This is a genomic window from Aquitalea sp. LB_tupeE (genome assembly GCF_013391415.1).
GTDB lineage: Bacteria > Pseudomonadota > Gammaproteobacteria > Burkholderiales > Chromobacteriaceae > Aquitalea.
In genome coordinates this window covers 100,928-123,626 of record NZ_JACAXB010000034.1, presented here as the reverse complement: position 1 = coordinate 123,626, position 22,699 = coordinate 100,928, and the positions used below count along the sequence as shown (strand labels likewise).

At 60.7% G+C, this 22,699-nt stretch carries 24 protein-coding genes; 4 read left to right on the top strand and 20 right to left on the bottom strand.

Going from position 1 to position 22,699, the window contains the following annotated elements; translation table 11 throughout:
* Window positions 1-13 precede the first annotated feature (13 nt).
* From HWX34_RS21640 to HWX34_RS18175, 13 genes are read right to left on the bottom strand one after another with little or no spacing between them, the layout of a single operon-like run.
* The gene (locus HWX34_RS21640; protein WP_178973599.1) at window positions 14-1,546 is read right to left on the bottom strand and encodes an FAD-binding domain-containing protein; all 1,533 of its coding nucleotides are present in this window, start codon (window positions 1,544-1,546) and stop codon (window positions 14-16) included.
* A complete protein-coding gene (locus HWX34_RS18230) occupies window positions 1,543-2,535 on the bottom strand; it encodes an NAD(P)/FAD-dependent oxidoreductase (RefSeq protein ID WP_178973598.1) in 993 nt (330 codons plus the stop codon). The genes HWX34_RS21640 and HWX34_RS18230 overlap by 4 nt, the downstream gene beginning before the upstream one ends.
* Window positions 2,536-2,574: 39 nt before the next feature.
* Complete coding sequence (locus HWX34_RS18225; RefSeq protein ID WP_178973597.1) at window positions 2,575-2,799, bottom strand: TIGR02450 family Trp-rich protein; 225 nt, start codon at window positions 2,797-2,799, stop codon at window positions 2,575-2,577.
* Window positions 2,800-2,802: 3 nt separating this feature from the next.
* A complete protein-coding gene (locus HWX34_RS18220; protein ID WP_178973596.1) occupies window positions 2,803-3,345 on the bottom strand; it encodes a lipocalin family protein in 543 nt (180 codons plus the stop codon).
* Window positions 3,346-3,365: 20 nt separating this feature from the next.
* Window positions 3,366-4,895 carry a cryptochrome/photolyase family protein gene (locus tag HWX34_RS18215; protein ID WP_178973595.1) on the bottom strand — a complete coding sequence of 510 codons (1,530 nt, stop codon included), beginning with the start codon at window positions 4,893-4,895 and terminating at the stop codon, window positions 3,366-3,368.
* Window positions 4,892-6,169 (bottom strand): DASH family cryptochrome, encoded by a 1,278-nt coding sequence (locus tag HWX34_RS18210; RefSeq protein ID WP_178973594.1) that lies wholly within the window; start codon window positions 6,167-6,169, stop codon window positions 4,892-4,894. The genes HWX34_RS18215 and HWX34_RS18210 overlap by 4 nt, the downstream gene beginning before the upstream one ends.
* A gap of 4 nt (window positions 6,170-6,173) precedes the next feature.
* On the bottom strand, window positions 6,174-6,320 hold the full coding sequence (locus tag HWX34_RS18205) for a DUF2256 domain-containing protein (protein WP_178973593.1): 147 nt from the start codon (window positions 6,318-6,320) through the stop codon (window positions 6,174-6,176).
* A complete protein-coding gene (locus tag HWX34_RS18200; RefSeq protein ID WP_178973592.1) occupies window positions 6,317-6,823 on the bottom strand; it encodes a nuclear transport factor 2 family protein in 507 nt (168 codons plus the stop codon). The genes HWX34_RS18205 and HWX34_RS18200 overlap by 4 nt, the downstream gene beginning before the upstream one ends.
* On the bottom strand, window positions 6,751-7,533 hold the full coding sequence (locus HWX34_RS18195; protein WP_178973591.1) for an SDR family NAD(P)-dependent oxidoreductase: 783 nt from the start codon (window positions 7,531-7,533) through the stop codon (window positions 6,751-6,753). The genes HWX34_RS18200 and HWX34_RS18195 overlap by 73 nt, the downstream gene beginning before the upstream one ends.
* A 4-nt stretch (window positions 7,534-7,537) precedes the next feature.
* On the bottom strand, window positions 7,538-8,068 hold the full coding sequence (locus HWX34_RS18190; protein WP_178973590.1) for a DUF3833 domain-containing protein: 531 nt from the start codon (window positions 8,066-8,068) through the stop codon (window positions 7,538-7,540).
* Window positions 8,065-9,273 carry a cyclopropane-fatty-acyl-phospholipid synthase family protein gene (locus HWX34_RS18185; protein WP_178973589.1) on the bottom strand — a complete coding sequence of 403 codons (1,209 nt, stop codon included), beginning with the start codon at window positions 9,271-9,273 and terminating at the stop codon, window positions 8,065-8,067. The genes HWX34_RS18190 and HWX34_RS18185 overlap by 4 nt, the downstream gene beginning before the upstream one ends.
* On the bottom strand, window positions 9,270-10,058 hold the full coding sequence (locus tag HWX34_RS18180) for a DUF1365 domain-containing protein (RefSeq protein ID WP_255497434.1): 789 nt from the start codon (window positions 10,056-10,058) through the stop codon (window positions 9,270-9,272). Before HWX34_RS18180 ends, HWX34_RS18185 begins: the two co-directional genes overlap by 4 nt.
* Window positions 10,055-11,341, bottom strand: coding sequence for an NAD(P)/FAD-dependent oxidoreductase (locus HWX34_RS18175; protein WP_370459780.1), 1,287 nt, complete (start codon window positions 11,339-11,341; stop codon window positions 10,055-10,057). Before HWX34_RS18175 ends, HWX34_RS18180 begins: the two co-directional genes overlap by 4 nt.
* 136 nt (window positions 11,342-11,477) lie before the next feature.
* Here HWX34_RS18175 and HWX34_RS18170 point away from each other — a divergent pair, with 136 nt between their 5' ends.
* Window positions 11,478-12,098, top strand: a complete 621-nt coding sequence (locus HWX34_RS18170; protein WP_178973587.1) for a TetR/AcrR family transcriptional regulator — start codon at window positions 11,478-11,480, stop codon at window positions 12,096-12,098.
* A gap of 64 nt (window positions 12,099-12,162) precedes the next feature.
* Here HWX34_RS18170 and HWX34_RS18165 read toward each other — a convergent pair whose 3' ends face one another.
* Both HWX34_RS18165 and HWX34_RS18160 read right to left on the bottom strand, forming a co-directional pair.
* On the bottom strand, window positions 12,163-12,939 hold the full coding sequence (locus HWX34_RS18165; RefSeq protein WP_178973586.1) for an amino acid ABC transporter permease: 777 nt from the start codon (window positions 12,937-12,939) through the stop codon (window positions 12,163-12,165).
* Between the two features lie 60 nt (window positions 12,940-12,999).
* Window positions 13,000-13,830 (bottom strand): transporter substrate-binding domain-containing protein, encoded by an 831-nt coding sequence (locus tag HWX34_RS18160; RefSeq protein WP_178973585.1) that lies wholly within the window; start codon window positions 13,828-13,830, stop codon window positions 13,000-13,002.
* Window positions 13,831-13,976: 146 nt separating this feature from the next.
* Between HWX34_RS18160 and HWX34_RS18155 the strand changes: the two genes are divergently transcribed.
* Entirely contained in the window at window positions 13,977-14,870 is an 894-nt protein-coding gene (locus HWX34_RS18155; RefSeq protein ID WP_178973584.1) for a homocysteine S-methyltransferase family protein, read from the top strand.
* A 1-nt stretch (window position 14,871) separates the two neighbouring features.
* Here HWX34_RS18155 and HWX34_RS18150 read toward each other — a convergent pair whose 3' ends face one another.
* Complete coding sequence (locus HWX34_RS18150) at window positions 14,872-16,023, bottom strand: alpha/beta fold hydrolase (RefSeq protein ID WP_178973583.1); 1,152 nt, start codon at window positions 16,021-16,023, stop codon at window positions 14,872-14,874.
* Window positions 16,024-16,274: 251 nt separating this feature from the next.
* Between HWX34_RS18150 and HWX34_RS18145 the strand changes: the two genes are divergently transcribed.
* Together HWX34_RS18145 and HWX34_RS18140 are read left to right on the top strand one after the other, a co-directional pair.
* Entirely contained in the window at window positions 16,275-17,189 is a 915-nt protein-coding gene (locus HWX34_RS18145) for a substrate-binding domain-containing protein (protein WP_178973582.1), read from the top strand.
* Window positions 17,179-18,390, top strand: a complete 1,212-nt coding sequence (locus HWX34_RS18140) for a diguanylate cyclase (protein ID WP_178973581.1) — start codon at window positions 17,179-17,181, stop codon at window positions 18,388-18,390. The genes HWX34_RS18145 and HWX34_RS18140 overlap by 11 nt, the downstream gene beginning before the upstream one ends.
* 19 nt (window positions 18,391-18,409) lie before the next feature.
* On the opposite strand, the gene HWX34_RS21125 is transcribed toward HWX34_RS18140, so the two are convergent.
* The 4 genes from HWX34_RS21125 to HWX34_RS18125 all read right to left on the bottom strand — a co-directional run bounded on the left by HWX34_RS21125 (window position 18,410) and on the right by HWX34_RS18125 (window position 22,647).
* Window positions 18,410-19,801, bottom strand: coding sequence for a bifunctional diguanylate cyclase/phosphodiesterase (locus HWX34_RS21125; RefSeq protein WP_218645257.1), 1,392 nt, complete (start codon window positions 19,799-19,801; stop codon window positions 18,410-18,412).
* A gap of 32 nt (window positions 19,802-19,833) precedes the next feature.
* Window positions 19,834-20,403, bottom strand: coding sequence for a LysR family transcriptional regulator (locus tag HWX34_RS18135; protein ID WP_304506144.1), 570 nt, complete (start codon window positions 20,401-20,403; stop codon window positions 19,834-19,836).
* Window positions 20,404-20,546: 143 nt separating this feature from the next.
* A complete protein-coding gene (locus HWX34_RS18130) occupies window positions 20,547-21,845 on the bottom strand; it encodes an MFS transporter (RefSeq protein WP_178973580.1) in 1,299 nt (432 codons plus the stop codon).
* A 13-nt stretch (window positions 21,846-21,858) separates the two neighbouring features.
* Window positions 21,859-22,647 (bottom strand): substrate-binding domain-containing protein, encoded by a 789-nt coding sequence (locus HWX34_RS18125; protein WP_178973579.1) that lies wholly within the window; start codon window positions 22,645-22,647, stop codon window positions 21,859-21,861.
* Between the last annotated feature and the right edge of the window lie 52 nt (window positions 22,648-22,699).

Here is a 22,699-nt window from a genome sequence, read left to right as displayed (position 1 = left end):
GTCGCTGAAGGTGTTATTCCAGTTCCAGGCCCAATTGCTGCTGCGCTACGCTCTGGCGTCGACGCGCGCTCTTGCCAGGCGGGCGCTGGCGCGAACCGTGGCGCGCCACGATGGCGGCTTTTTCGGCTTGTACTTCCGGCTGCTTGCGCCAGGCATGCAGGCGTTGCTTGGCCTGCCGTGTAGCACTTTCCAGCTCGCATGCCGGTTCGGGCAGGGCCTGATCACCACACAGACCGTATTGCTGGCGCAGGCTGTCCGGCATTTTCCATGGTTCGAACAGCCAGACATCCGGTACGTTTTGCATCTGTGGCAGCCAGCGGCGCACAAAGCGGCCATGTGGGTCGTGGTCCATCGCCTGTTTCACCGGGTTGTACACCCGGGTGGTGTTGATGCCGGTGGTGCCGGACTGCATTTGCAGCTGGCTCCAGTGAATGCCGGGTTCGTAGTCCAGAAAGGCCCGTGCCAGCCATAGCCCTACCGGCCGCCAGTGCAGCCACAAGGGGTAGGCAGCCACCGACACCAGCATGGCGCGCATGCGGAAGTTCAGCCAGCCGGTGTGATTGAGCATGGCCACGCAGGCATCCACCAGCGGCCAGCCGGTACGGCCCTGCATCAGTGCCTGCAAGCGGGCTTCATTGTGTTCCGCCTCGCGCAGGCCGTCGTAGCCACGGTGCATATTGCGCCATTCGATTTCCGGTTCCGATTCCAGCTTCTGCATGAAATGACAATGCCAGTGCAGACGGCTGATGAAAGCCCGCAAGCCCTTGCGCTGGCGCGTGCTGTCGTCTGGCAGGCGTTGCAGCTGGCGGTGCGTGGCCTGGACGATTTCGCGCAGGCTCAGGCAACCCATGGACAGATAGGGCGATAGCCGTGAGCAGGCGGTGGGGGCGGACAGCGGCGAGGAAATGCCGCCGCGATACTGGGCGCTACGCTGTTGCAGGAAGTCCTGTAGTACGGCAATCGCACGACGGCGGCCGCCCTGTTGGCGCTGTGGCGGGTCAAACGGAAAAATGCCCAGGCTGTCGGCACCGGGTGGGGTTATGACCGGCAGCGGGCAGGGTGCGGCCTGCAAGTCAGGCACCGGTAGGCAGGGCTGGCTGACAAACTGCGTCCAGCGTGCTGCCCAGCCATCGCGCGAGCGCAAACGACGGATAACGCCGGTCTGGGCAAATTCCTGCCATTGCACCCGGTTTTCCAGGCACCAGCGGCCTACGGCCAGATCGCGCTGATAGCTAAAGCCGTTACCGGTTTCCTCGTGGGCATACAGGGCGTCAAACGGCATGGCGGCATGAAGCCGTGCCAGCACCTCGACCGCTTCGCCTACCTGGATCAGCAAGGACAAACCACGGCCGGCCAAGGATGCTGCCAGGTCCTGCACGCATTCCAGCGCAAAATGATAGTGCTGGCTGGAAGCATCCGGCTGTTGCCACAGTGCAGGCTCGATGATGTACAGGCACAGCACCGGCCCCGCCAGGCTGGCGGCCGTCAGGGCGGCGTGATCGTGCAGGCGCAAGTCACGCTTGAACCAGACCACGCCCACGCTCACGGCTGCAAGGCACCCAGTACGCTGGCGGCCAGATGACGGCCACTAAGCCAGGCCCCCTCTACCTTGCCACCGTGCAACCAGTCACCACACAGGCCGATGCCGCTGGCGGCATCCCACGCGCTGCCGTGCTGGCTGGCATGGCAGTCGGCATAGCGCCAGCGATGGCTGCTCAGCACTGTACACACGGGTGCACCCAACGACCGGAACGCGTCCAGCAGCAAGGCGGCGACTTCGCTGGCAGGCAGCTCCAGATGCGCTGCACTCCACTCGGCATTGGCTTGTAGCACCCAGCACGGCACACCGCTGCGACCGGGTTTGCTGTCGTTGCGGGCAATCCAGCGCAGCGGGCCTGCATTGACAAAAGCAGCGGCAAAACCGGGCGCGAAGTCAGCCTCGGGCTGCACCATCACCGTCCAGCAAGGCAGCATGGCTTGCGCTGCTGCCACCGAGGCCAGCGTGGGCTGGCTATCCGTCAGCAGGGTTGCGGCTTGTGGCGCAGGCACTGCTACCAGCACCTGGCTGAACAGTTCGGGCAGCAGGCCGTGTTCTACGGTTTCCAGCTGCCAGCCAGCAACGCTGTGGTGCAGGCGGCAGACGGTGTGCTGGCTGCGCACGTTCAGCCCATCCGCCAGAGCCTTGCACGGTGCCGACATGCCGGGCAGGCCGACATAACGTGCCGGAGCCGTCTGCTGTTCATGCGTCGTACTGCTTGATGGCTGGCCCAGCACGGCCGGGGTGATGAGCCATTCGGCCACCACAGCGGCTTGCAGCCACTGGGCCACTTGCTGACTAAAGGCCGGGTCGCGGGCGGTAAAGTATTGTGCGCCGTGGTCGGCCTGCCAGTTATCGCCGCGTCGGGTGCACAGGCGGCCACCCAGGCCACGGCTTTTGTCAAACACGGTGATGCGCAGGCCAGCTGCATGCAACTGACGTGCACAGGAGAGGCCGGCGAGGCCTGCTCCGATGATGGCAATCGAAGGCGGTGTCATGGTTTGCGTCTGCATATGGTGTGAAATTGAATAGGGCGTTCAAAGCCAGCCCTGCCGCCAGCAACTGGTGTCGGTGAGGGTTTGCCAGGGAATGATGCGGCTGCACCGGGTGTAGACCGCCTCCAGCTCCACTTCGGTAATTGGCTGGCTGGGGTCGTCCGGCAGTAGCACGCGGGTCACCAGGAAATGCTTTTCCTTGTGCTGCGGCCGCACGGCCGTCCATTTGCTCAGCAGCAGCTTGCGCGGGTTCAGACGGACGGGCATGGCTTAGTTGTCGCTACGGGTTTGCGGCACGTAAATCAGCTGCTCGGTGGCAAAACCCAGCGCTTTGGCTTGCTGCAGCAGAGGGTCCAGCACGGCTTGCGGCAGCTGTTTGTCGCGCGCCAGAATCCACAGGTAGGAGCGGTCGTTACCGGCAATCATCGCCCAGCGATAGTCCGGGTCCAAGGCCACCACATGGTAGCCACCGTAGAAGGGCCCGAAGAACGACACCTTGAGCGAAGCGACATGGCTGTCGCCATTGAACAGGGCGCGGCCTTCCGCCTGTTTCCAGCTGCCCTGTGCCGTGGCATAGCCGCGGTTGATCACTTGCACGCTGCCGTCCGCTTGCGGAGTGTACCGGGCGCTGACATCGCTCATGCCGCGCTCGAAGCTGTGGTCGAGGCGGGCAATTTCATACCATTTGCCGCTGTAGCGTGACAGATCGAAACCGCTGACCGGTGTGATGCCTGGTGGCGGCAGGGTGGAGCAGGCGGCCAGCAGCAGGCTGACAGCCAGTAACAACAGCGTGCGTAAACGGGTGAGTTGCATGATGGATTCCTTGTGTGGGTTCATAACTGGTTCAGTCTTTGCAGAATGGCCGTCGCACTGTGGCGGATGGCCTGTTGTTCAGCGGCGGGCATTTTGTCCAACTGGCGGTACACCAGAGCCAGCCGCGGGTTATCGACCAGCCGGGGGCGTTGGCGCTGGAAGAAGTCCCAGTACAGCGCATTGAAGGGGCAGGCATCATCGCCATGGCGGGCGTCGCGACGGTAGTGGCAGTTGCCGCAGTAATTGCCCATGCGGTGCAGGTAGGCATTGCCCGAAGCATAAGGTTTGCTGGCCAGCAGGCCGCCATCGGCAAACTGGCTCATGCCCACGGTATTGGGCAGCTCCACCCATTCAAAAGCATCGATATACACCCCCAGATACCATTCATGCAGCGCTTGCGGCGACAGGCCGGCTAGCAGCGAAAAATTGCCGATGACCATCAGCCGCTGGATGTGGTGCGCATAGGCCAGTTGCAGGGACTGACCGATGGCGTGGGCCAGGCAGTTCATGCGGGTGCGGCCATGCCAGAACCAGTCCGGCAGCGGGTGCTGGTGGTCGAAGGCATTGCTGGCCTCATAGCCGGGCATGCGCGCCCAGTACACACCGCGCACGTATTCGCGCCAGCCCAGAATCTGGCGGATGAAGCCTTCCACTGCCGGCAGCGGGGCGTGGCCGTCTTGCCAGGCTTGCTCTGCGGCGCTGACGACTTCTTGTGGCGACAGCATCTTGATATTGAGGGCAAAGGACAGCAGCGAATGAAACAGGTAAGGCGTGTCGCTGTGCATGGCATCCTGATAATCACCAAACTGCGGCAGGCCGTGACTTATGAACTGTTCCAGTTGCTGCAAGGCCTCGGCGCGGTTCAGCGGCCAGCGCAGGGCGTCGGCAGCAGGGTTGCCGAAGGAGCGCACGCCTGCTGCCTGCAAGCTGTGCCACAAGGCCTGATGGTCGTGGCTGGGGCGGGTGTCCTGCGGTGGCAGTGGGCTGCCGCGCCAGGGTTTGCGGTTGTCGTGGTCGTAGTTCCATTCGCCGCCCACCGGTTTGCCATCCGGCTGTAACAGCACGCGGTGGCGCTTGCGCATCTGGCGGTAAAACACTTCCATGCGCCATTGCGCCTTGCCGGCAAACAGCTGGCCTGCTTCTTGGCGTGTGGTGTAGAAGTGCTCGCTGTCCACCATCTGGCACGGGATGCTTTGCCGACTGGCCCAGTGCTGTAATTGCTGGTCCAGCCGCCATTCGTCCGGGGCCTGCCAGGCAAAGTCCGAGGCCTGATAGTGCTGGCACAAGGCATCCAGATTGTCTTCCAGACTGCCGCGATTGCTGGGGTCGTCGATGGCGACATAACGCACGCGGTGGCCAGCGGCCTTCAGCTGGCGGGCAAAGTCACGCATCCCGGCCAGTACTGCCAATAGCTTTTGCGCATGATGCAGCACATAGCCGGTTTCCTGGCGTAGTTCCAGCAGCAGGTAGACCACATCGGCCTGCTGGCGGGCAAACCAGCTGTGCTGCAGATTGAGCTGGTCGCCCAGTATCAGCCGCAGACTGGTCATGGCTGGCTCCACAGCTGGCGGTAGTCACCGTCGGCATCGTATTCCGCCGCTTGCTTGTCCGGGTTGAAGCGGCGGCCGCCGCGCGGGTCGGTCCCCAGACCGGCCAGATACAGCCAGTTGCCCTGGTTCTGGCTGCAGTCGTAGTCGAGCAGGCAGGCTTCAAACCAGGCGGCTCCGGCGCGCCAGTCGCATTGCAGCTCATGAATCAGGTAGCTGGCCACAATCTGGCGCATGCGATTGCCCAGATAGCCGGTGCTGGCCAGTTCGCGCATGCCGGCGTCAATCAGGGCATGACCGGTTTGCCCGGCCATCCAGCGCTGGAAGACCGCCGGGTTGTGCGGCGGGCTGGCGCGTTGTGGCAGGCCGCCAGGGTGATACAGGCGGCGGCCATGCTGGCGTTGCAGCAGCTTAAAGTAATCGCGCCACAACAGTTCAAACCACAGCCAGTAGCTGCTGTCGCTATGGCCGTGTTCGGCTTCAAAGGCATGCAGCTGTTGCAGCACCAGTCGTGCTGACAGGCTGCCGCAAGCCAGCCAGGTAGAAAACTTGCTGGAATAGTCGATGCCATGCAGGCCGTTGCGGGTGGCTTTGTAGCTGTGCGGCAGGCCGCGTTGCAGGTATTGCGCCAGATGTGCCAGCGCGGCGGCTTCGCTGCCGACAAATGCCGCTTGCGGGAACGGAAAACTGGAGCGCGGGTCGGCGGGCGGATAGTCCATGGCAGCCAGTGGCCGGATCAGCTGGCGTGCTGCTGGGGGCAGTGGTGGTAGTGACGGTGGCGGCAAAGGCGCGGCAGGCTGGATGGCGGCGGCTTCCACTTGCTGACGAAAACGGGTGAACTGGTCTGGCAGCTGTGCATCTGCCCAGGGCAGGCTGTCCGGTGCCAGCAGGGTGGATTGCCAGAAGCTCTCCACAGCAAGGCCGCTGGCCCGCAGGGCGGTCAGTTCGTCCTGTTCTTCCGGCGTGGCGATGTCTTCACAGTAAATGGCACTGGCACCTATCTGACTTGCCAGTGCTGGCAGCACGCTGGCCAGGCTGCCACTGGCCAGCAACAAGCCACTGTGCTGTTGCTGCAATGCGCTGGCCAGCCCCTGCAGTGCACTGTGCCGGAAGGCGCTGCGCCGGGTACTCATCCGCGCAAAGCCCCAACGGGAAGTTTGCGGCAGCGGGCTGACGTAAACGGGCAGCAGGTGGTCTGCCTGTTGGCAGGCAGCGGTCAGCGCCGGGTTGTCGTGCAGGCGCAGGTCGTCACGAAAACAGTAGATCAGCGTAGTCATGGCTTTAATGTTGCTGGCGGCAGCGTTCTGAACAGTATTTCACTTCATCCCAGCAGCGCGCCCATTTGCGCCGCCAGCTCATCGGTTTGCCACAGGCCGCGCAGGGCTTGCTGGGCAGGCTGCTTTTATTGCCGCGAAATGAGGATTTCATTCCAGCCAGCCCTGGTCGTGCACTGACAACAGGCGACGCAGCAGGCGCAGCGGCGCACCTATCAATGGCAGCTTGTGCAGCAGCTCTTCTGCCGAATCCCAGTAGTCGCGGTGCAGGCATACCTTGCCGTCAGCAGCAAAGCGCAGGTGGCTGCCGCCATGCAGCTGGTAGACCTTGCCCGCGCGGCGGAAGCTGAAATCCCAGGTAATGAAGGCCTGTTGGCCATCCAGCAATTGTTCGCGCACGCTGAATACCGGCTCTTCCAGCACGGCAAACATGTGGCGGAAGATGTCGGCAATGCCATCGCGTCCGTGCACCTGGTTGAAGGGGTCACGAAAGCGGGCATCGGCGGTGTAATAGTCGTCGATGTGCAGCAGGCTGGCCGAGCTGAGCGTGGCATACCAGTCGGCCAGTGCCGCCAGCCTTGTCCTCAGTTGCGCGCCAGATGGCGCAGCAGTGGCAGTCTCAGCCGGTAAGGCAGTAGTGCGAGCAGCTTGATCCATAGCGTAAACCTGCGTGGAAAGTGAATTTCGAAGCGGCCCTGTTCCAGGCCGCGCACAATTTCCCGGGCGGCATCCGCCGGTTGCAATAGCGCCGGCATGGCGAAGTCGTTCTTGGCGGTCAGCCGGGTGGCGACAAAGCCGGGGTTGATCAGGTACACCTGCATGTCGTGCTGGTGCAGTTCGGCATGCAGCAGCTCTGCCAGATTGATCAGCGCCGCTTTGCTGGGCCCATATACACAGGCACCGGGCAGGCCGACATAACCGGCCACGCTGGCCACCAGGGCGATGCCGCCCTGACGGCGCGTCATCATGGTGGGCAGCATGGTTTCCAGCCCGTAATACACCCCGGCCAGATTGGTGTGCAGGGTGTCGCTGACCTGTTGCTGGCGGATGTCCCAGCAGCGCTCCGGCCGGTAGGCTGCCGCGCAGAACACCACCAGGTCCGGCAGGGCATCCTGCTGTTGCAAGATGTCCCAGGCCTGTTGCCAGGCGGCGGGCTGGCTGACATCCAGCGGCAGTACGATGGCACCGGGCTGCTGTCCGGCCACCGTGTGCAGGCTGTCGACACCACGGGCCGACAGGATCACCCGTGCACCCAGTGCCAGCAGCTGGCTGGCCAAGGCGGCACCAATGCCGCTGGAGGCACCGATAATCCACACGGTCTGCTGTGGCCAGTTTTTCAACGGACGGTTCAGGGCGGGCAGCAACATGGCCTTACTCCTTGCGGAAAAACAGGCTGACTTCACCCAGCGCAATGCCGAACTTGCTCATGCGCGCGCTATTGAGCAGGGTGTGTTCGTCCTGCAGGAACATCCAGTCGTCAAATTGCACGTCCCAGCTGCGGCCATCTACCGGCAGGCGCAGGGTGTAGCGCCAGTGCAGGGCATTGCCCGCTACTTCGCCATCGGCCACGCCCACCACATCCGCTGCAGTGCCCTGCCATTTGCCATTACCCAGCAGCACCAGTCGCCACTGGCGTTGCTGGCGGCTGCCGTCGCTGTAGACAAAGCGTTCGTCCAGCAGCAGGGCATCACCCTGGCGCTGGCCGGTGATGTCCACGGTGAATTGCTTGACCAGTGCACCGTTGCGGTCGCGGAACATGCCCCAGGCACGGGTATGCCCGGCAAAAAAGCGGTACAAATCCAGCTGTGGCCGGTTGTTGGCGTATTGCTCCACTTGCGGTGTGCTGCAAGCGCTGGTCAGCAACAAGGCGAACAGGGGGAGCAGGCGGCGCAGGGTTTTCATGGCCGGGCTTCCTGCAGCAGGAACTGCGACACGCCGATGCTGGCTTCGTCAAAACCGGCCTCGCAATAGCACAGGTACAAGCGCCACAGGCGGATGAAGGCTTCGTCAAAGCCTTGCTGGCGCACACTATCCAGTGTGTGTTCAAACGCCAGACGCCAGCGGCGCAGGGTTTCGGCGTAGTCCGGGCCAAAGTCCAGCCGGTTGCGCGTCATCAGCCCGGCTTGCTCGGCCGTATCCTGAAACACTTGCCTGCTGGGCAGCATGCCACCGGGGAAAATGAACTCCTGGATGAAATCACTGCTGCGGCGATAGCGCTCGAAACGGCTTTCGGCAATGGTGATGCTCTGCACCAGCGCCTTGCCGCCCGGTTTCAGCAATTGCCGCAGCTTGGCAAAGAAGCCCGGCCAGTAGGCTTCGCCCACCGCTTCGAACATTTCGATGGAGACAATGGCATCGTACTGGCCTTGCAGGTCGCGATAGTCCTGCCATTCCAGTTGCACCAGTTCATTGCCAGACAGGCGTTGACGGGCAAAGTCCAGCTGGGCATTGGAAATGGTGATGCCATGTACGGCAATTCCCTGGCTGCTGGCGTGTTCGGCAAAACCGCCCCAGCCGCAGCCGATTTCCAGTATCCGCATGCCTGGTTGCAGGCCCAGTACATCGCAGATGCGCTGGTATTTGGCTGATTGCGCGGTGGCCAGCGGCAGGTCGTAGTGGCCGTCAAACCAGGCGCTGGAGTAGGTCCAACTAGGGTCCAGCCATAGTTCGTAAAAGGCATTGCCCAGGTCGTAGTGGGCGTGGATGTTGCGCTGACTGCCTTCGCGGCTGTTGCGGCGCAGGCAGTGCTTCAGCCAATACCAGCCACGGGCCGGCCAGCTACCGGCCAGCGTATTGCCCAGTACTTGTTCATTACGCAAGGCCAGTCGCAGCAGTGCAGTGATGTCCGGTGTGAACAAGAGGCCGTCGCGATAGGCTTCGGCAAAACCGATATCCCCGGCAAACAGCAATTTGCGGCAGGCGGCCCAGCTATGAATGTGCAGTTCTGCTTCGGGGAATTCGCCGGGATGGCCAAACCACAGGCTTTGTCCTTCCGGCGTGTGCAGCAGCAGGCTGCCGTATTGCAGCTGGTTCAGCCGCTGCAAGAGTAACCGTGCCAGCCAGGGCAGGTTGTTGCAGGGCAGGGCAAGGGTACGAGTGAAGCTCATGGGCGCAACTCCTGTCCGTGACTCAATGGGTGTTCCGGGGCGGCGGGCTTGCTGAAAAACGGTACTTTCTTCAGCCACAGCTGCAAGGCCTGCCAGTGAATGCGGGTGATGATGCCCAGGGTCAGCATGGGCTGGCGCAGCAGCGCGCGACGGGCATTGCCGCAGGTGAGCGGCTGCAACACACCGGAGACGCTGGTATTGAGCAGCAGGCCGGCATCGTCGTGGTAATCAATGCGCATCAGCATGCGCTCGGTTTTTTCGGCCAAGCGGAAGCGGTAGTGTCCTGCCACCTGGCAAAACGGCGATACATGCAGCTGTTTGCGGCAGGTCAGGGTGCTGCCGTTGATGATGGGGCTGCCGTCCGGGTTGGCCAGCAGATAGGCATGGTGTTCGCCAAAAGTGTTGTTGACGTCGGCCAGGACGGCAACTAACTGGCCGTGGCTGTCATGGCAATACCAGAAACTGACCGGATTGAAGGCATAACCGAACAGCCGCGGGAAGGTTTGCAACCAGACTTCGCCGTCGGCAGGCAAGCCGGCATCAGTCAGTTGCTGGCGTATCCACGGCAATAGCGGGCTGCCGTCACGCGGGCCGTAATCCCCGGTGCGTATCATCAAAGGTCGCCAGCGGTTTACCCCGAACCAGCGGTGGCCAATGGTTTCCAGTGCTGATAGCTTCAGCCGGATGGCAAATACCGGATAAATGAAGCGATGACGGGCAGGCCGCAGCCGCTGGTGCATCACGCTGCCGTTGACTAGATAGGCATTGCAGCTGGCGGGATTCATGGCTGGGCCCAGTCTGGCAGTTTGACGAAGTCCTGTGCCACGCGCAGTGCGGATTTCAGCCCGTCTTCGTGAAAGCCGTAACCGGTCCACGCTCCGGCAAACCAGCTGTGGCGTTTGCCTTGCAGCATGGGCAGGCGGGTTTGGGCGGCAATGGCTGCGTCGTCAAATAGCGGGTGCTCATAGACAAAGCGGGCGTATTCCAGATTGCGATCCGGGTCACGCAGTGGATTGAGCGTGACGATGACCGGCTGGCTGACCGGCAGCGGCTGCAAGGCATTAAGCAAATAGCTGACACACACCGCACGCTGGCTGGGCTGGCCGGTTTCAGCCAGGAAATTCCAGGCCGACCAGGTTTTTTGGCGCTTGGGCAGCAAGCTGGCATCGCCATGCAGCACCGCCGTATTGGGCTGGTAGCGCACGGCAGACAGGATGTCGCGCTCTTCCCGGCTGGCATCGGCCAGCATGGCCAGGGTTTGTGGCGCATGGGTGGCAAAAATCACGCTGTCAAAGCGTTCTTCGCCGTGCGGGCTACAAACCAGCACACCTTGTTCGTCGCGCTCTACACGACTGACCGGACTGCACAAGCGGACATGCTGAATGCGCTGGCACAGCTTTTCCACATACTGGCGCGCGCCGCCCGGCACGGTAAACCAGCGTGGCCGCTGGCTGATTTGCAGCAGGCCGTGATTCAGGCAGAAGCGCAGGAAGGAGGCTGCCGGGAAATCCAGAATCTCCTTGCTGGGGCTGGACCAGATTGCCGCAGCCATCGGCAGCAGGTAGTGGTCACGAAAACGGTTGCCATAGCCTTCCACTTCCAGCAGTTCGCCCAGGGTCAGTGGCGCGGCCAGAACTTGTTGCAACAGGCCGGGTGCGGCACGGTTGAAGCGCAGAATGTCATACAGCATATGGTAGAAGGGCAGGGACAACAGCTTGCTGCGTTGGGCAAATACCGTGCCCAGCGAGCTGCCCGCCCATTCGTCCCGACCCCGGTCCAGCGACACGCTGAAGGACATGTCGGTGCTGCAGGAGGGCACACCCAATTGCTGAAACAAGGCAATCAGATTGGGATAAGTGCGTTCATTGAAAACCAGAAACCCGGTGTCCACGGCAAAAGACTGCCCCTCCAGTTGCAGGTCCACCGTGTTGGTATGACCGCCTGCGTAGTCGGCGGCTTCAAACAGGGTGACTTCGTGTTGGTCCGCCAGCAGCCATGCGCTGGCCAGGCCGGCAATGCCGCCACCAATGACCGCTACGCGCTGACGTGTGTCTGGATTTGCTTTCACCTGTACTCCCATGCCGGAATTTCTGAATCAATGCCTGCGGGTAACGAAACTGCTTGGCACCTGCGAGGCATCGTGCTTATATTCAGCATATAACCGCTTTGGAAAAAAAGCTACTGATTAGTAAAAGGTCGTACTCATGAGTATTTTAGCCAAGCTCAGCTTCAAGGATCAGGCATTCAAGCTGCGCGAACAGACAGTGCTGGATGCCACCACCCGCTTGTTGGCCAGCAAGGGTTTCGACCTGATGACCATGGATGATGTGGCCGGAGAGGCGGGTATTTCCAAGCCCAGCCTGTACAAGCATTTCAAGTCGAAGGAAGACCTGGCCACCGAGGTAATGATCCGTCTGCTGGACGGCGCGCTGGAGTATCTGGCGGCACTGGATGCCAGCCTGAGCAGCAAGGACAGGCTGGGTAGCCTGCTGGAATGGGCATTGCGGGTGCGTTTGCAGGGCGGACTACCGTTTCTGCCTTCGGCCAGCCCGCAGGTCAAGGAAATGCTGACCCGCAGTATTCGCTACGTGACGCGCGTGTACAAGCTGCACAAGCAGATGCAGGCGCTGGTGGAGGCTGCCAAAACGGCCGGTGACATCAGGACCGATCTGCCCACCGATGTCATCCTGTATGCCTATTACTCGCGCACCTGCGACCCGGCGGTGGATTACATGAAATACTACGGCCGTTATAGCGACGACCAGATTGTCGACTATATGCGCGCCATCATTTTTACAGGTATCGGCGCTGCGGATGCAGGCTGATACTGCAAGACGCCGTAAAGAAACCAGCCCGCCGTGATGGCGGGCTGTTATGCGAAGAAAACCATCAGCGGCGGCCGGAAACCGACAGCCTGCTTTCCAGCCGGTGCTGGAACAACTCCAGCACGATGGATAGCAGCCAGTACAGGATGGCTGCTGTCAGCAACATTTCCATATAGCGGTAAGCCGAACGGCCATAGCTTTGCGCCAGGAACATCAGCTCCCACAAGCCCATCACTGACACCAGCGAAGAATCCTTCAGCATGGAAATGAACATGCTGAAGGTGGGCGGTACCGCTACTTTCATCGCCTGCGGCAAAATGATGAAACGCATGATGGCATGCGGCTTCAGCCCCAAGGCCTTGCCTGCATCCCACTGGCCACGGTGGATGGACAGGATGGCAGAGCGGAACACTTCGCTCAGATAAGCTCCATAGCACAGTGCCAGCGCAGCCACGCCGGACGGAATGGCCGTGGGTACCACACCCAGCTGCGGCAGGCCCAGATAAATCAGCAGAATCTGCACCAAGAGCGGCGTGCCCTTGAAAAACGAGTTGTAAAAAGTGGCCAGCCCGTACAGCAAGGGGTTACGCGACAGGCGCCCCAGGGCCGACAGCATGCCAATCACCACCGCGAGGATGGTAGAGAGCAGACATAACAGCAAGGTCAGCGGTATGCCCTGGATGAAGCCCTCCGGGCTCAGTTCCAGCCCGGCCAGCAAAGGCAGCTTGCTCAGGGCAAAGCGGTAGTCCAGTTCAAAGGCATCGACAAACCAGACAAAGCCAGAGAGCAGGCACAGCATGACCAGGCCGACCTGCAGCCTGAATCGGTTTTCCTGTTTCATGTTTCGGACAGACAAAAGCAGAAAGCCCCGGGCGCATGACTGCAGCCACGGGGCGTATTCTTAGTTGGTGATATCGCTGCCAATCCACTTCTTGGAAATGGCGCTGAGCGTGCCGTCTTTCTTCAGCTCGGTAATGACTTGCTTGACGCGGGCATTCCACTGCGCATCACCCTTGTCCACGGCGACCCAGTTGGGTTCCTGGTACAAGGGGCTGCCGACAATGCGGAACTTGCCGGTTTTGCTGATACGTTCGTTGGCTGTCACCAAGTTGGAAATGACAGCATCCACTCGTTTGCCCGCACCCAGTGCCAGGTCCTGGAAGGCCAGTTCTTCATTGTCGTACGGGGCAATCACTACCTTGTTGAAGGGGTAGGCGGGTTGTACGGCGTTGGGAGCTTCAATGGTCAGCTTCTTTTGCAGATAGCTTTCGTAGGACGAGCCTTGCTGAACGGCAATCTTCTTGCCTTCCAGGCTCTTGATGCTGCTGGTTTTCTTGTCGGCCACATTGGCAATCAGCACGGCCGGGGAGTTGTAGTAAAACACCGGGAAGTCCAGTACCTGGGCGCGTTCCTTGTTGGGCGTCATCGAGCAGATGCAGATATCCCAGCGGCTACCCCATTTGCCGGCAGCAATCACTTCCCAGGAGGGTGTGTCCAGCTTCAGCTTGACGCCCAGCTTTTTCGCCACGGCCTTGGCGACATCCACATCAAAGCCATCCAGCTGGTTTTTGCTATTGAGGAAGGAGAAAGGCGGGTAGCTTTCCAGCAGCACGCCGCGCAGTACGCCGCTTTTCTGTACGTGGTCCAGTGTGGCACCGGCATGGCTCTGGCTGGCAGCCAACAGGGCGATGAGGGCGGCGGTCTTGGTGATCTTGGATTGTCGTTTCAACATTTTTATGGTCTTGATGCTGTTTGGGTGTTAATCTATATATCAAACTATTATAATAATTACCAGCTTGATTAAATATAAGTATATAACATTTCCCATTCGTCATTGGTGCCTGGCACCTTTGATGTCGTGATTGCATGGATAAGCAAATGAGCCAAACTCTTGTTCTTGATGGCGGCATGGGCCGCGAACTCAAACGTATCGGTGCACCGTTCCAGCAACCGGAATGGTCCGCGCTGGCTTTGCTGGAAGGCCCGCACTTTGTCGAGCAGGCCCATGATGCCTTCGTTAACGCCGGTGCGCGGGTGATTACCACCAACAGTTATGCTGTCGTGCCTTTTCATATTGGTCAACAACGTTTTGATCAACATGGCAAGCGTCTGGCGGCATTGGCAGGCGAACTGGCCCGCCGCAGTGCGGACAAGGCAGCACACAAGGTAACTGTGGCCGGCTCTTTGCCGCCTGCGCTGGGTTCTTATCGCCCGGACCTGTTCAAGGAAGCCGACTCGCTGGCCATTCACCGCGTGCTGATCGAGGGCCTTGCTCCGTATGTGGACGTATGGCTGGCCGAAACACAAAGCTCGCTGGCTGAAGTGCGCGCGGTGCGCCTGGCACTGGGCGAACAGGACAAGCCCTTGTGGCTGTCCTTCACCTTGCAGGACGAAGATGTCGATAACGTGGCCCGTTTGCGCTCTGGTGAAACGGTCAGCGAGGCGGTGGCCGAGGCCATCCGTCTGGGCGCTGCTGCGGTGTTGTTCAACTGCAGCCAGCCGGAAGTCATGGAGGCCGCGCTGGATGCCGCCAATGCCGTGCTGCAAGCGCAAGGCCAAAGCCTACAACTGGGCGTGTACGCCAATGCTTTCCCGCCCACCCCGAAAGATGCCAAGGCCAATGCCACGCTGGATGAAATCCGTGCCGACCTCACCCCGCAAAATTATCTGGGCTGGGCCGAGCGCTGGGTAGGCAAGGGCGCGGGCATTGTTGGCGGTTGCTGCGGCATTACGCCAGAACATATTGCGGCACTGGCGGCGCGGCTGGGCTGATTCATTGTTCTGACAGCAAGTGCTGTAACACCTGTTCGGCCACGTCCTGCCATTTCCTGCTGGAAATCACGGCGTGGCCAGCGTCTTCTATCATCACCGGACTGGTGTCGTAGGAGCGGGCGGTGGCTGCCACCACCTCGGATGGAATCAGCCGGTCGCGGCTGCCGCCTATCACCTGTACCCGGGCGCTGATATTGTCCGGATTGACATAAGCCGGTTTGCCTTCCGCCGCCTGAATGGCAATGGCTTTGCCCAGCGGGTCGCCCATGAATTCCACCACATTGTCCAGTGTGCCCGGCAGCAAGCCCCATGGCGGCACCGAGCAGATCAGGCTGGCGTTTTGCCATTGCTCATTACCTTCCAGTACGCGCTGGGTCAGGAATCCGCCCATGGAATGGCCGACAATCAGGCTGGGCGTGACCAGCAGGCGTGCCAACACCTGCTGTACATCCTGCTCGTAGTCACGCAGGGTCTGGTTTTCCCTTGATTTGCTGCCGCCGTGTCCACGCAGTGACAGGGCCGAGCTGCTCAGACCGTGCGCAGCAAACCAGGGCTGCATGTTTTCCCGCCATTGCCAGCCATCACCGGCCACACCATGTATAAACAGAATATGGCCACGTGCTGCCGGTGCATCGGCATGAAATACTTCTATGCCATCCTCCATTTCACGGCGGCAGGCATTGGCCGGGTCGTCTGCGGCCAGGGTAATCAGACAGGCGGTTTCTTCGCCGTCCTGGGCAAACTGGGTACTCAAGCCACGGCACAATGACGCCATGCGACCATTGCGCCGCAGGTACTGGATGCGCAGCCGGTTTACCTTGCGGCGCAGTGCATGATGCAAGGCTTGATCGAATAGCTGACGACCAATACCCTTGCCCTGAAAGAAGCCGTCCACGCTGATGCCCAGTTCGCCATGGGGAAAGGCATCGTGTTGCAGTACGGCAATGTGGACCACGCCAATCAATAGCCCACGGTAATGGGCGGCAATCACGATGTCGCGATTGAAATTGATACTATCCACATAGCTGGCCAGACTGGCCGGGCCCAGGGTGAGGCCGAAGCGGGTGAAGAGATCGTCCGGGCTAAGTCCGGATAGATGCTCCAGAATGGCAGGGCGCGCGCTGGCTTGCAGGCGGTCGAAAGTAAGATGCATGATGCTTGCCTTATGTTGCAGTGCAACATAACTCAGTTTAGGCCATCCCCGGGTAAATGCAAGACATTCTGTGCAGGCAGGGCGGCAACTGGTGAAATCAGCAGCATGACGCATAAATATCAACTATCACTAAAGCAAACCGCGAGTCCACAGGCTGCAGAGCAGGCCTGCACGCCGCATAAAACAGAATAATCATGATTTGTCGGTACGGGAGCTCTGTGTTCAACCTCTCTTCATTGTTACGGAACGGCATGGCATTGCGCTGGCGCATCCTGCTGTGCGTGGCACTGCTGTGTTGTAGTCCGCAGCTGCAGGCACGCGAGTGTCTTTCCTTCATTTACGCCAGTGGCGGACGTGCGTTCTGGGCCAATCTGCAGGAAAACATTGCGCAGGAGGGGGCCAGGCTTGGCTATTTCATTTATGACCGTGGTTCGGTGGATAGCGAGCACCTGATTGATGATGCCCAGATTGAGCTATTGAATGTGGCCATCGCCCGCAAATGCCGGGCCATCATCCTGGCACCCAGTGCCACCATCGAAAATTACAATGAGATTTTGCGTTTCCTGCCTGTACCGGTGGTGCTGATAGACCGCAACCCTGGCCTTAGCAGCCAGTTTGGCGCAGTAGCCTCAGACCAGACCGCCATTGGCAGTTTGGCCTGGGAGCAACTGAAAAATAGCCATCCGGACATCCGTCGGGTACTGGTATTTCCCAATCAGGGCAAAGTACCGTCCACCGAGCAGCGCATGGCGGGCTTTGCCATGGCAGCAAAAAAAGACCATGTCAGTGTGCTGTACGGCCCGGAGCTGGACCAGTCCATTGGCCGCGGGCGTCAGGTGGTGCGTACCTGGCTGTATACCCAGCAGCCGCAGTTCGATGCCATTTTCACCCCGAACGAATCCACCACCAGCGCGGTGCTGCTGGCCTTGCGGCAATTGCAGCAGGCCGGACGCTATCCCTTTGTCGGGGTGGACCGCAGCCCCCTCGTCCTGGAGGCCATCCGTTCTGGTGAATTGCTGGCCAGCATGGTGCAGGACACCGAAAAAATGGCAAAAGTTGCCGTGCAGATGGCGGATGATGCCATACGCCACCCATCGCGGAGCGGACGCAATGTCCTGCTACCGCCCTTTGTGCTGAACCGCGAGGTGCTGCGCAATGCGCGCTAAAGCTGAGCCAGACCACGGCATGGACGCAGCCGGCATCCGCTTGTGCCATTACTATTTCGAGGAAGGCAGCAGCTCGATCAGGCTGTCGCTGGTGGTGGCGCTTGCCATTTATGCCGTGCACTGGACGCATGCGCCGGGCTGGCCAGGTAGCGCATGGCTGCTGGCCATGTTCTGCATCCAGGGTTTGCGGCTGTGGCATTTGCAGTTCATGCGCACCAGGCTGACAAACCCGGCAGGCTGGCAAGCATGGTTTGCCAGCCTCTATCTGTCAGTGGTGCTGGCGGCGCTGGCCTGGGGCAGCATGCTGTTTGCCTTTCCGCACCGTGAGTTCGATTTTGTCTACCTGTTCAAGATCATCGCGCTGGCAACCATCAACAGCATCACTATCCTGTCTCACGGCCTGATTTTCCGTCTGTATGCGCTGTTCAGCAGTGTGCTGACGCTGGTGGTGCTGATCCAGTTATATGGTTTTGACCGGGTGATGTCTGCAACAGACCGCAATGCCTTTACCGCCATTGCCCTGCTTTTTGAGTTGTTGCTGTTGTTCACCGCCTGGAAATATGCAGAGCGTAACCGCGCCTTCTTTACCCAGCAGCAGACCATGAACACGCTGGTCAGCTCGCTCAAGCGCATGCATGACGAAGAGGTGGGACTGCGCTCCAGCCTGGAGTTGAAAACCGCCGGGCTGGAAGAAGCACGCAATGCCTTGCTGGTGTTGGCCACCACCGACAGCCTCACCCGGACGCTGAACCGGCGTGCCATTCTGGAGCAGCTGCAACAGCAGGTGGACAAGGTGAGCCACGCCGAGGGCAGTTTTTGCGTGCTGGCCTTTGATGTGGATAACTTCAAGAAAATCAACGATGTTTTCGGCCACAATGTGGGGGACGTGGTGTTGCAGGTGCTGGCCGAAGAGGTCAAGGCCAGCTTGCGCCCGGAGGATGTGTTCGGCCGTATCGGTGGCGAGGAGTTTCTGGTGATCCTGCCCGGCCTGAATCTGCCAGAAGCGGTGGCCTGTGGCGAGCGCTTGCGCCTGCAATTGCAGCACAGTACCCGCATGCAGCAAGAGGCCGGCATTGCCATTACCCTGTCGCTGGGCTGCTGCCTGGCATTCCCGGGCGAAAGCGCGGTCGATATCCTGGGCAAGGCCGATACCTTGATGTATCAGGCCAAGCGTGAGGGTAAAAACCGGCTGTGCTACTAGCCTGCGCTGGCAAGGGCATTCAGGCCTGGTCCTGTTCCCAGTGGCTGATCGGCATCGGCTTGCCAAACAGGTAGCCTTGGTAGGCATAGCAGCCCTGGCTTTCCAGGAAGTCGCGCTGCACAAGGGTTTCCACCCCTTCGGCAATCACTTGCAGGCCTAAGGCGCGCGACATGGCCAGTATGGCCTTGACGATGGCACTGGTGGCCGAGTCCTGCACCAGTTGGCGGGTAAAGGACTGGTCGATTTTCAGCTGATCCAGCGGCAGGCGGCTCAGATAGGACAGCGACGAGTAGCCGGTGCCAAAGTCGTCCAGCGCAAAGCGGATGCCCAGCGCCCCCAGTTGCTGCATGCGCTCTACCACCATGTCCAGGTTTTCCAGCACGATGCTTTCGGTGAGTTCCAGCTTCAGCCGTGCCGGGTTGGCACCGCTCGATTGCAGGCAGCGCTGTACCGATTCGACAAAGTCCGGCTGGTGGAACTGGCGGGCACTGACATTGACCGCCAGCTCCAGCCGGGCGAATTGCGGATGTGCCTCCCAGGCTTTCAGCTGCTGACAGGCGGTATGGAGCACCCATTCGCCCAACTCCAGAATCAGCCCCATTTCTTCGGCCAGTGGAATGAACTGGGCCGGTGACACCATGCCGCGTTCCGGTGACTGCCAGCGCAGCAGGGCCTCTGCACCGGTGGTCTGGCCGTACTGGTTAACCTGCGGCTGGTAGTACAGCAGAAATTCCTTGCGGGCAAAGCCCAGGCGCAGCGCGTTTTCCAGCTGGGCGCGTTCCTCGATATGGGCCTGCATGGCGGGGCTGAAGAAGCGTACCCGGTTGCGTCCGGCATCTTTGGACTGGTATAGCGCCACATCGGCCTGTTTCAGCAGGTTTTCCATCGAGGTGTGCTGGCCGCGAAACAGGGTCAGGCCAATGCTGGCGGTGTACAGGTGTTCGTCTTCCTGCTGCATGTCCAGGCAGTAGGGGCGAGCCAGGGCATCGCGTATTTTCTCGGCAATCTGCTCGGCGCGGCTGGCTGCCATTGTTTCGTGACTGCCCAGCCCTTCGATGATGAGCACAAACTCGTCCCCACCCAGTCGTGCCACGGTATCCACCTCGCGCAGACTGTCGCGCAGGCGGTGTCCCACTTGCAGCAGCAGCTTGTCACCCATTTCATGGCCCAGGGTGTCGTTAAGTTTCTTGAACTGGTCCAGATCCAGCATGATCAGCCCGCCGTACTGCTGGTTGCGTTCACTGTTTTTCATGGCGTGTTCCAGCCGGTCAAACAACAGGCGACGGTTGGGCAGCATGGTGAGCGGGTCGAAATGGGCCAGGCGGCGGATTTCTTCCTCGGCAGCCTTGCGCTCGGTGATGTCATGCAAGGTGACGCGCTGGCCCAGGTAGTCCCCGGCGTTGTTGAGCAAGGCGCGCAATCCATGCGGGCCACTGGGCATGATCAGCGGAATGTCACCCAGCTCGGCCAGGCTGATGTGGTCCTGCGGGGCGCGGCGGGCAGATCGCGGCGGCAGATCAGGAACAGCTTTTCCTCCAGCAGTGGCAGCACGCTCCAGCGCCGGGTGCGCTCTTCCTGAAACAATACCGCTAGGTCCAGCTGGCGCGCGCCCAGCATGGTAGCCAGATTGCCGGACAGGTTTTCCACCAGATGCAGGCGGATATCCGGGTAGCGCTCGCGCATGGCCGCCATGAAGGGCAGGCCCAGCACCCCGGTGGTGCTGGGGGCCATGCCCACGCTGACATGGCCGGACAGCCGCGCCAGCTGGGCAGCGCGCATGGCGTCGTCGGCATGGCGTATCGCCAGTTGCGCCTGCCGCCAAAAGGCCAGCCCGGCATCGGTGGGAACTACGCCGCTGGAGGTGCGCTGCAACAACCGGGTGGCCAGTTCACCCTCCAATCGGCTGATCTGCTGGCTCTGCGCCGAGGTACCCACCCCCAGCTCCAGCGCAGCGCGCCCCATGCTGCCTTGCGCCACCACGCTGACAAAGTAGCGTAGCTGTCGTAATTCCATTGTTCGTCCTATTGCTGCCCGTGTGGCTGTTGATCACGCAATCCGCAGTTTACTGTGCTATTTCCTCCGGAAATAAAAAAAGCCCCCGAAAGGAGGCCAAACATGTGCTGACTGGTAAGAAAAAGCACACGGAGAGAGGGGGCTCAGACAGTGGCAGCCTTGCCGACAAAGCTGCTGCGGATATCCTTGCGGTACAGCATCAGGGTGGCGGCCAGGCCGCAGGCAGCGGCCAGCATCATCCAGTAGCCGGGTGCCGCCTTGTCGCCGCTGGCGTCAATCAGCGCGGTGGACACCAACGGGGTGAACCCGCCAAAAATCGCCGTGGCCAGGCTGTAGGCCAGCGAGAAGCCCACGGTACGTACATGGCTGGGCATCAGCTCGGTCAGGGCCACCACGGTGGCGCCGTTATAGCTGGCATACAGGAAGGACAGCCACAGCTCCACAGCCAGCATGTGGCCAAAGCTGGGAGAGGCTACCATCCAGGCCAGCGCCGGGTAGGCAGTCAGCATGGTCAGCAGGCTGAAACCCAGCATCAGCGGCCAGCGGCCAATACGGTCGGACAGCGCACCCATGATGGGCAGCCAGATAAAGTTGGACAGGCCGACAAAGAAGGTCACCATCAGGCTGTCGTTTTCGCTCAGCTTGAGCACGCTCTTGCCAAAAGTCGGGGTGTAGACGGTGATCAGGTAAAAGCTCACCGTGGTCATCACCACCAACAGCATGCCACCGGTGATCAGCTGCCAGTTTTGGGCTATGGAGCGCAGGATTTCGGCAAAACTGGGGTGATGCTTGTGCGCCAGGAAGGCATCGGTTTCCTGCAGCGAACGACGAATGGCAAAAATGAAGGGAATGATCATGCAGCCGATGAAAAACGGAATGCGCCATGCCCATTGGTCGATCTGGTGGCTATTGAATGCCTGATGCAGCAGGTAGCCCAGCACGGCGGCAAACATGATGGCCACTTGCTGGCTGGCCGACTGCCAGCTGACAAAGAAGCCCTTGCGGCCCGGTGTGGCCATCTCGGCCAGGTATACCGACACCCCGCCCAGTTCCACCCCGGCGGAGAAGCCCTGCAACAGGCGGCCCAGCAACACCAGCAAGGGCGCGGCCAGGCCTATGCTGGCATAGCCGGGTACAAAGGCGATCAGGGCCGTGCCACAGGCCATGATGGCCAGGGTGACAATCAGCCCCTTGCGGCGGCCGATGCGGTCGATATAACTGCCCAGCACGATGGCACCGATGGGACGGGCCAGAAAACCGGCACCAAAGGTGGCAAAGGCCATGATCAGCGAGGCATACAGATTGCCGCTGGGGAAAAAGGTTTTGGCAATATAGGTGGCGTAAAAGCCGTACAGGAAAAAGTCGAACATTTCCAGGAAGTTACCGCTGGTAACGCGTAACACCATGGAAAGGCTGGACTGGCGTGGGCTGGCAGTGGTCATGTCGTCGTCCTTGTTATTGAGCGGAAGTGCTGACCGGTGTCATCCCGGTCTGGCGAATGCTGGCCGCAACCTGCGGCGAAGCAAGAAAGCGCAGCAGTTGGCGGGCTGCTACCGGGTGTCCGCTGTCACGGCTGATGCCAGCGGAAAAAGTGGTGACTTGCTGCGCCTGTTCCGGCAGCAGGCCGACAATATCGATGCCGGCAATCGGAATCAGCTCGCTCAGTTGCTGGAAGCCCAGTTCCGCTTCGCCGCGAGCCACCACCTTGCCCACCGGTTCGGCCGGAATCATGCGACTGCGGTCTTTGATCTGCTCGGCCACGCCCAGGCGGGCAAACAGTACGGTAGACAGGAACACGCCACTGGCACTGTCGGAATAGGCAATGGAGTGGCTGTTGAGCAGGGTTTGCCTGAGGGCGCCCAAGGTGCTGATATCCGGGTGCGGGCTGCCGTGTTTCACCGCCAGCGCAATACGCGATGCAGCCAGCGGGGTATTGCTGTCTGGCACAACCTTGCCTTGGGCTTGCAGCTGGTCCAGTGCACTGCCCACCATCACCAGCACGTCGATTTTTTCGCCACGGGCCAGGCGTTGCGGAATGGCCTGCGGGGTATCGCCCATGGAGGGGCCCCATTCCAGTTTCAGCTGATTGCCGGTTTCCTGTTCGAACTGAGGTGCCAGCAGCTTCAAGGCCGCAGCAAAACCGCCGGAACTCACCACCGTGAGTTGTTCTGCCATTGCCGGGGTACAGGCAAACGCCAGCAGCAGTGCAGCCAGGCCGCAGCCTGGCTTCCATGTCCTTGCCATGTTGATCTCCTCTTGTTGTGTATGTGTTGTGCTGAAATAATGCACAAGATGC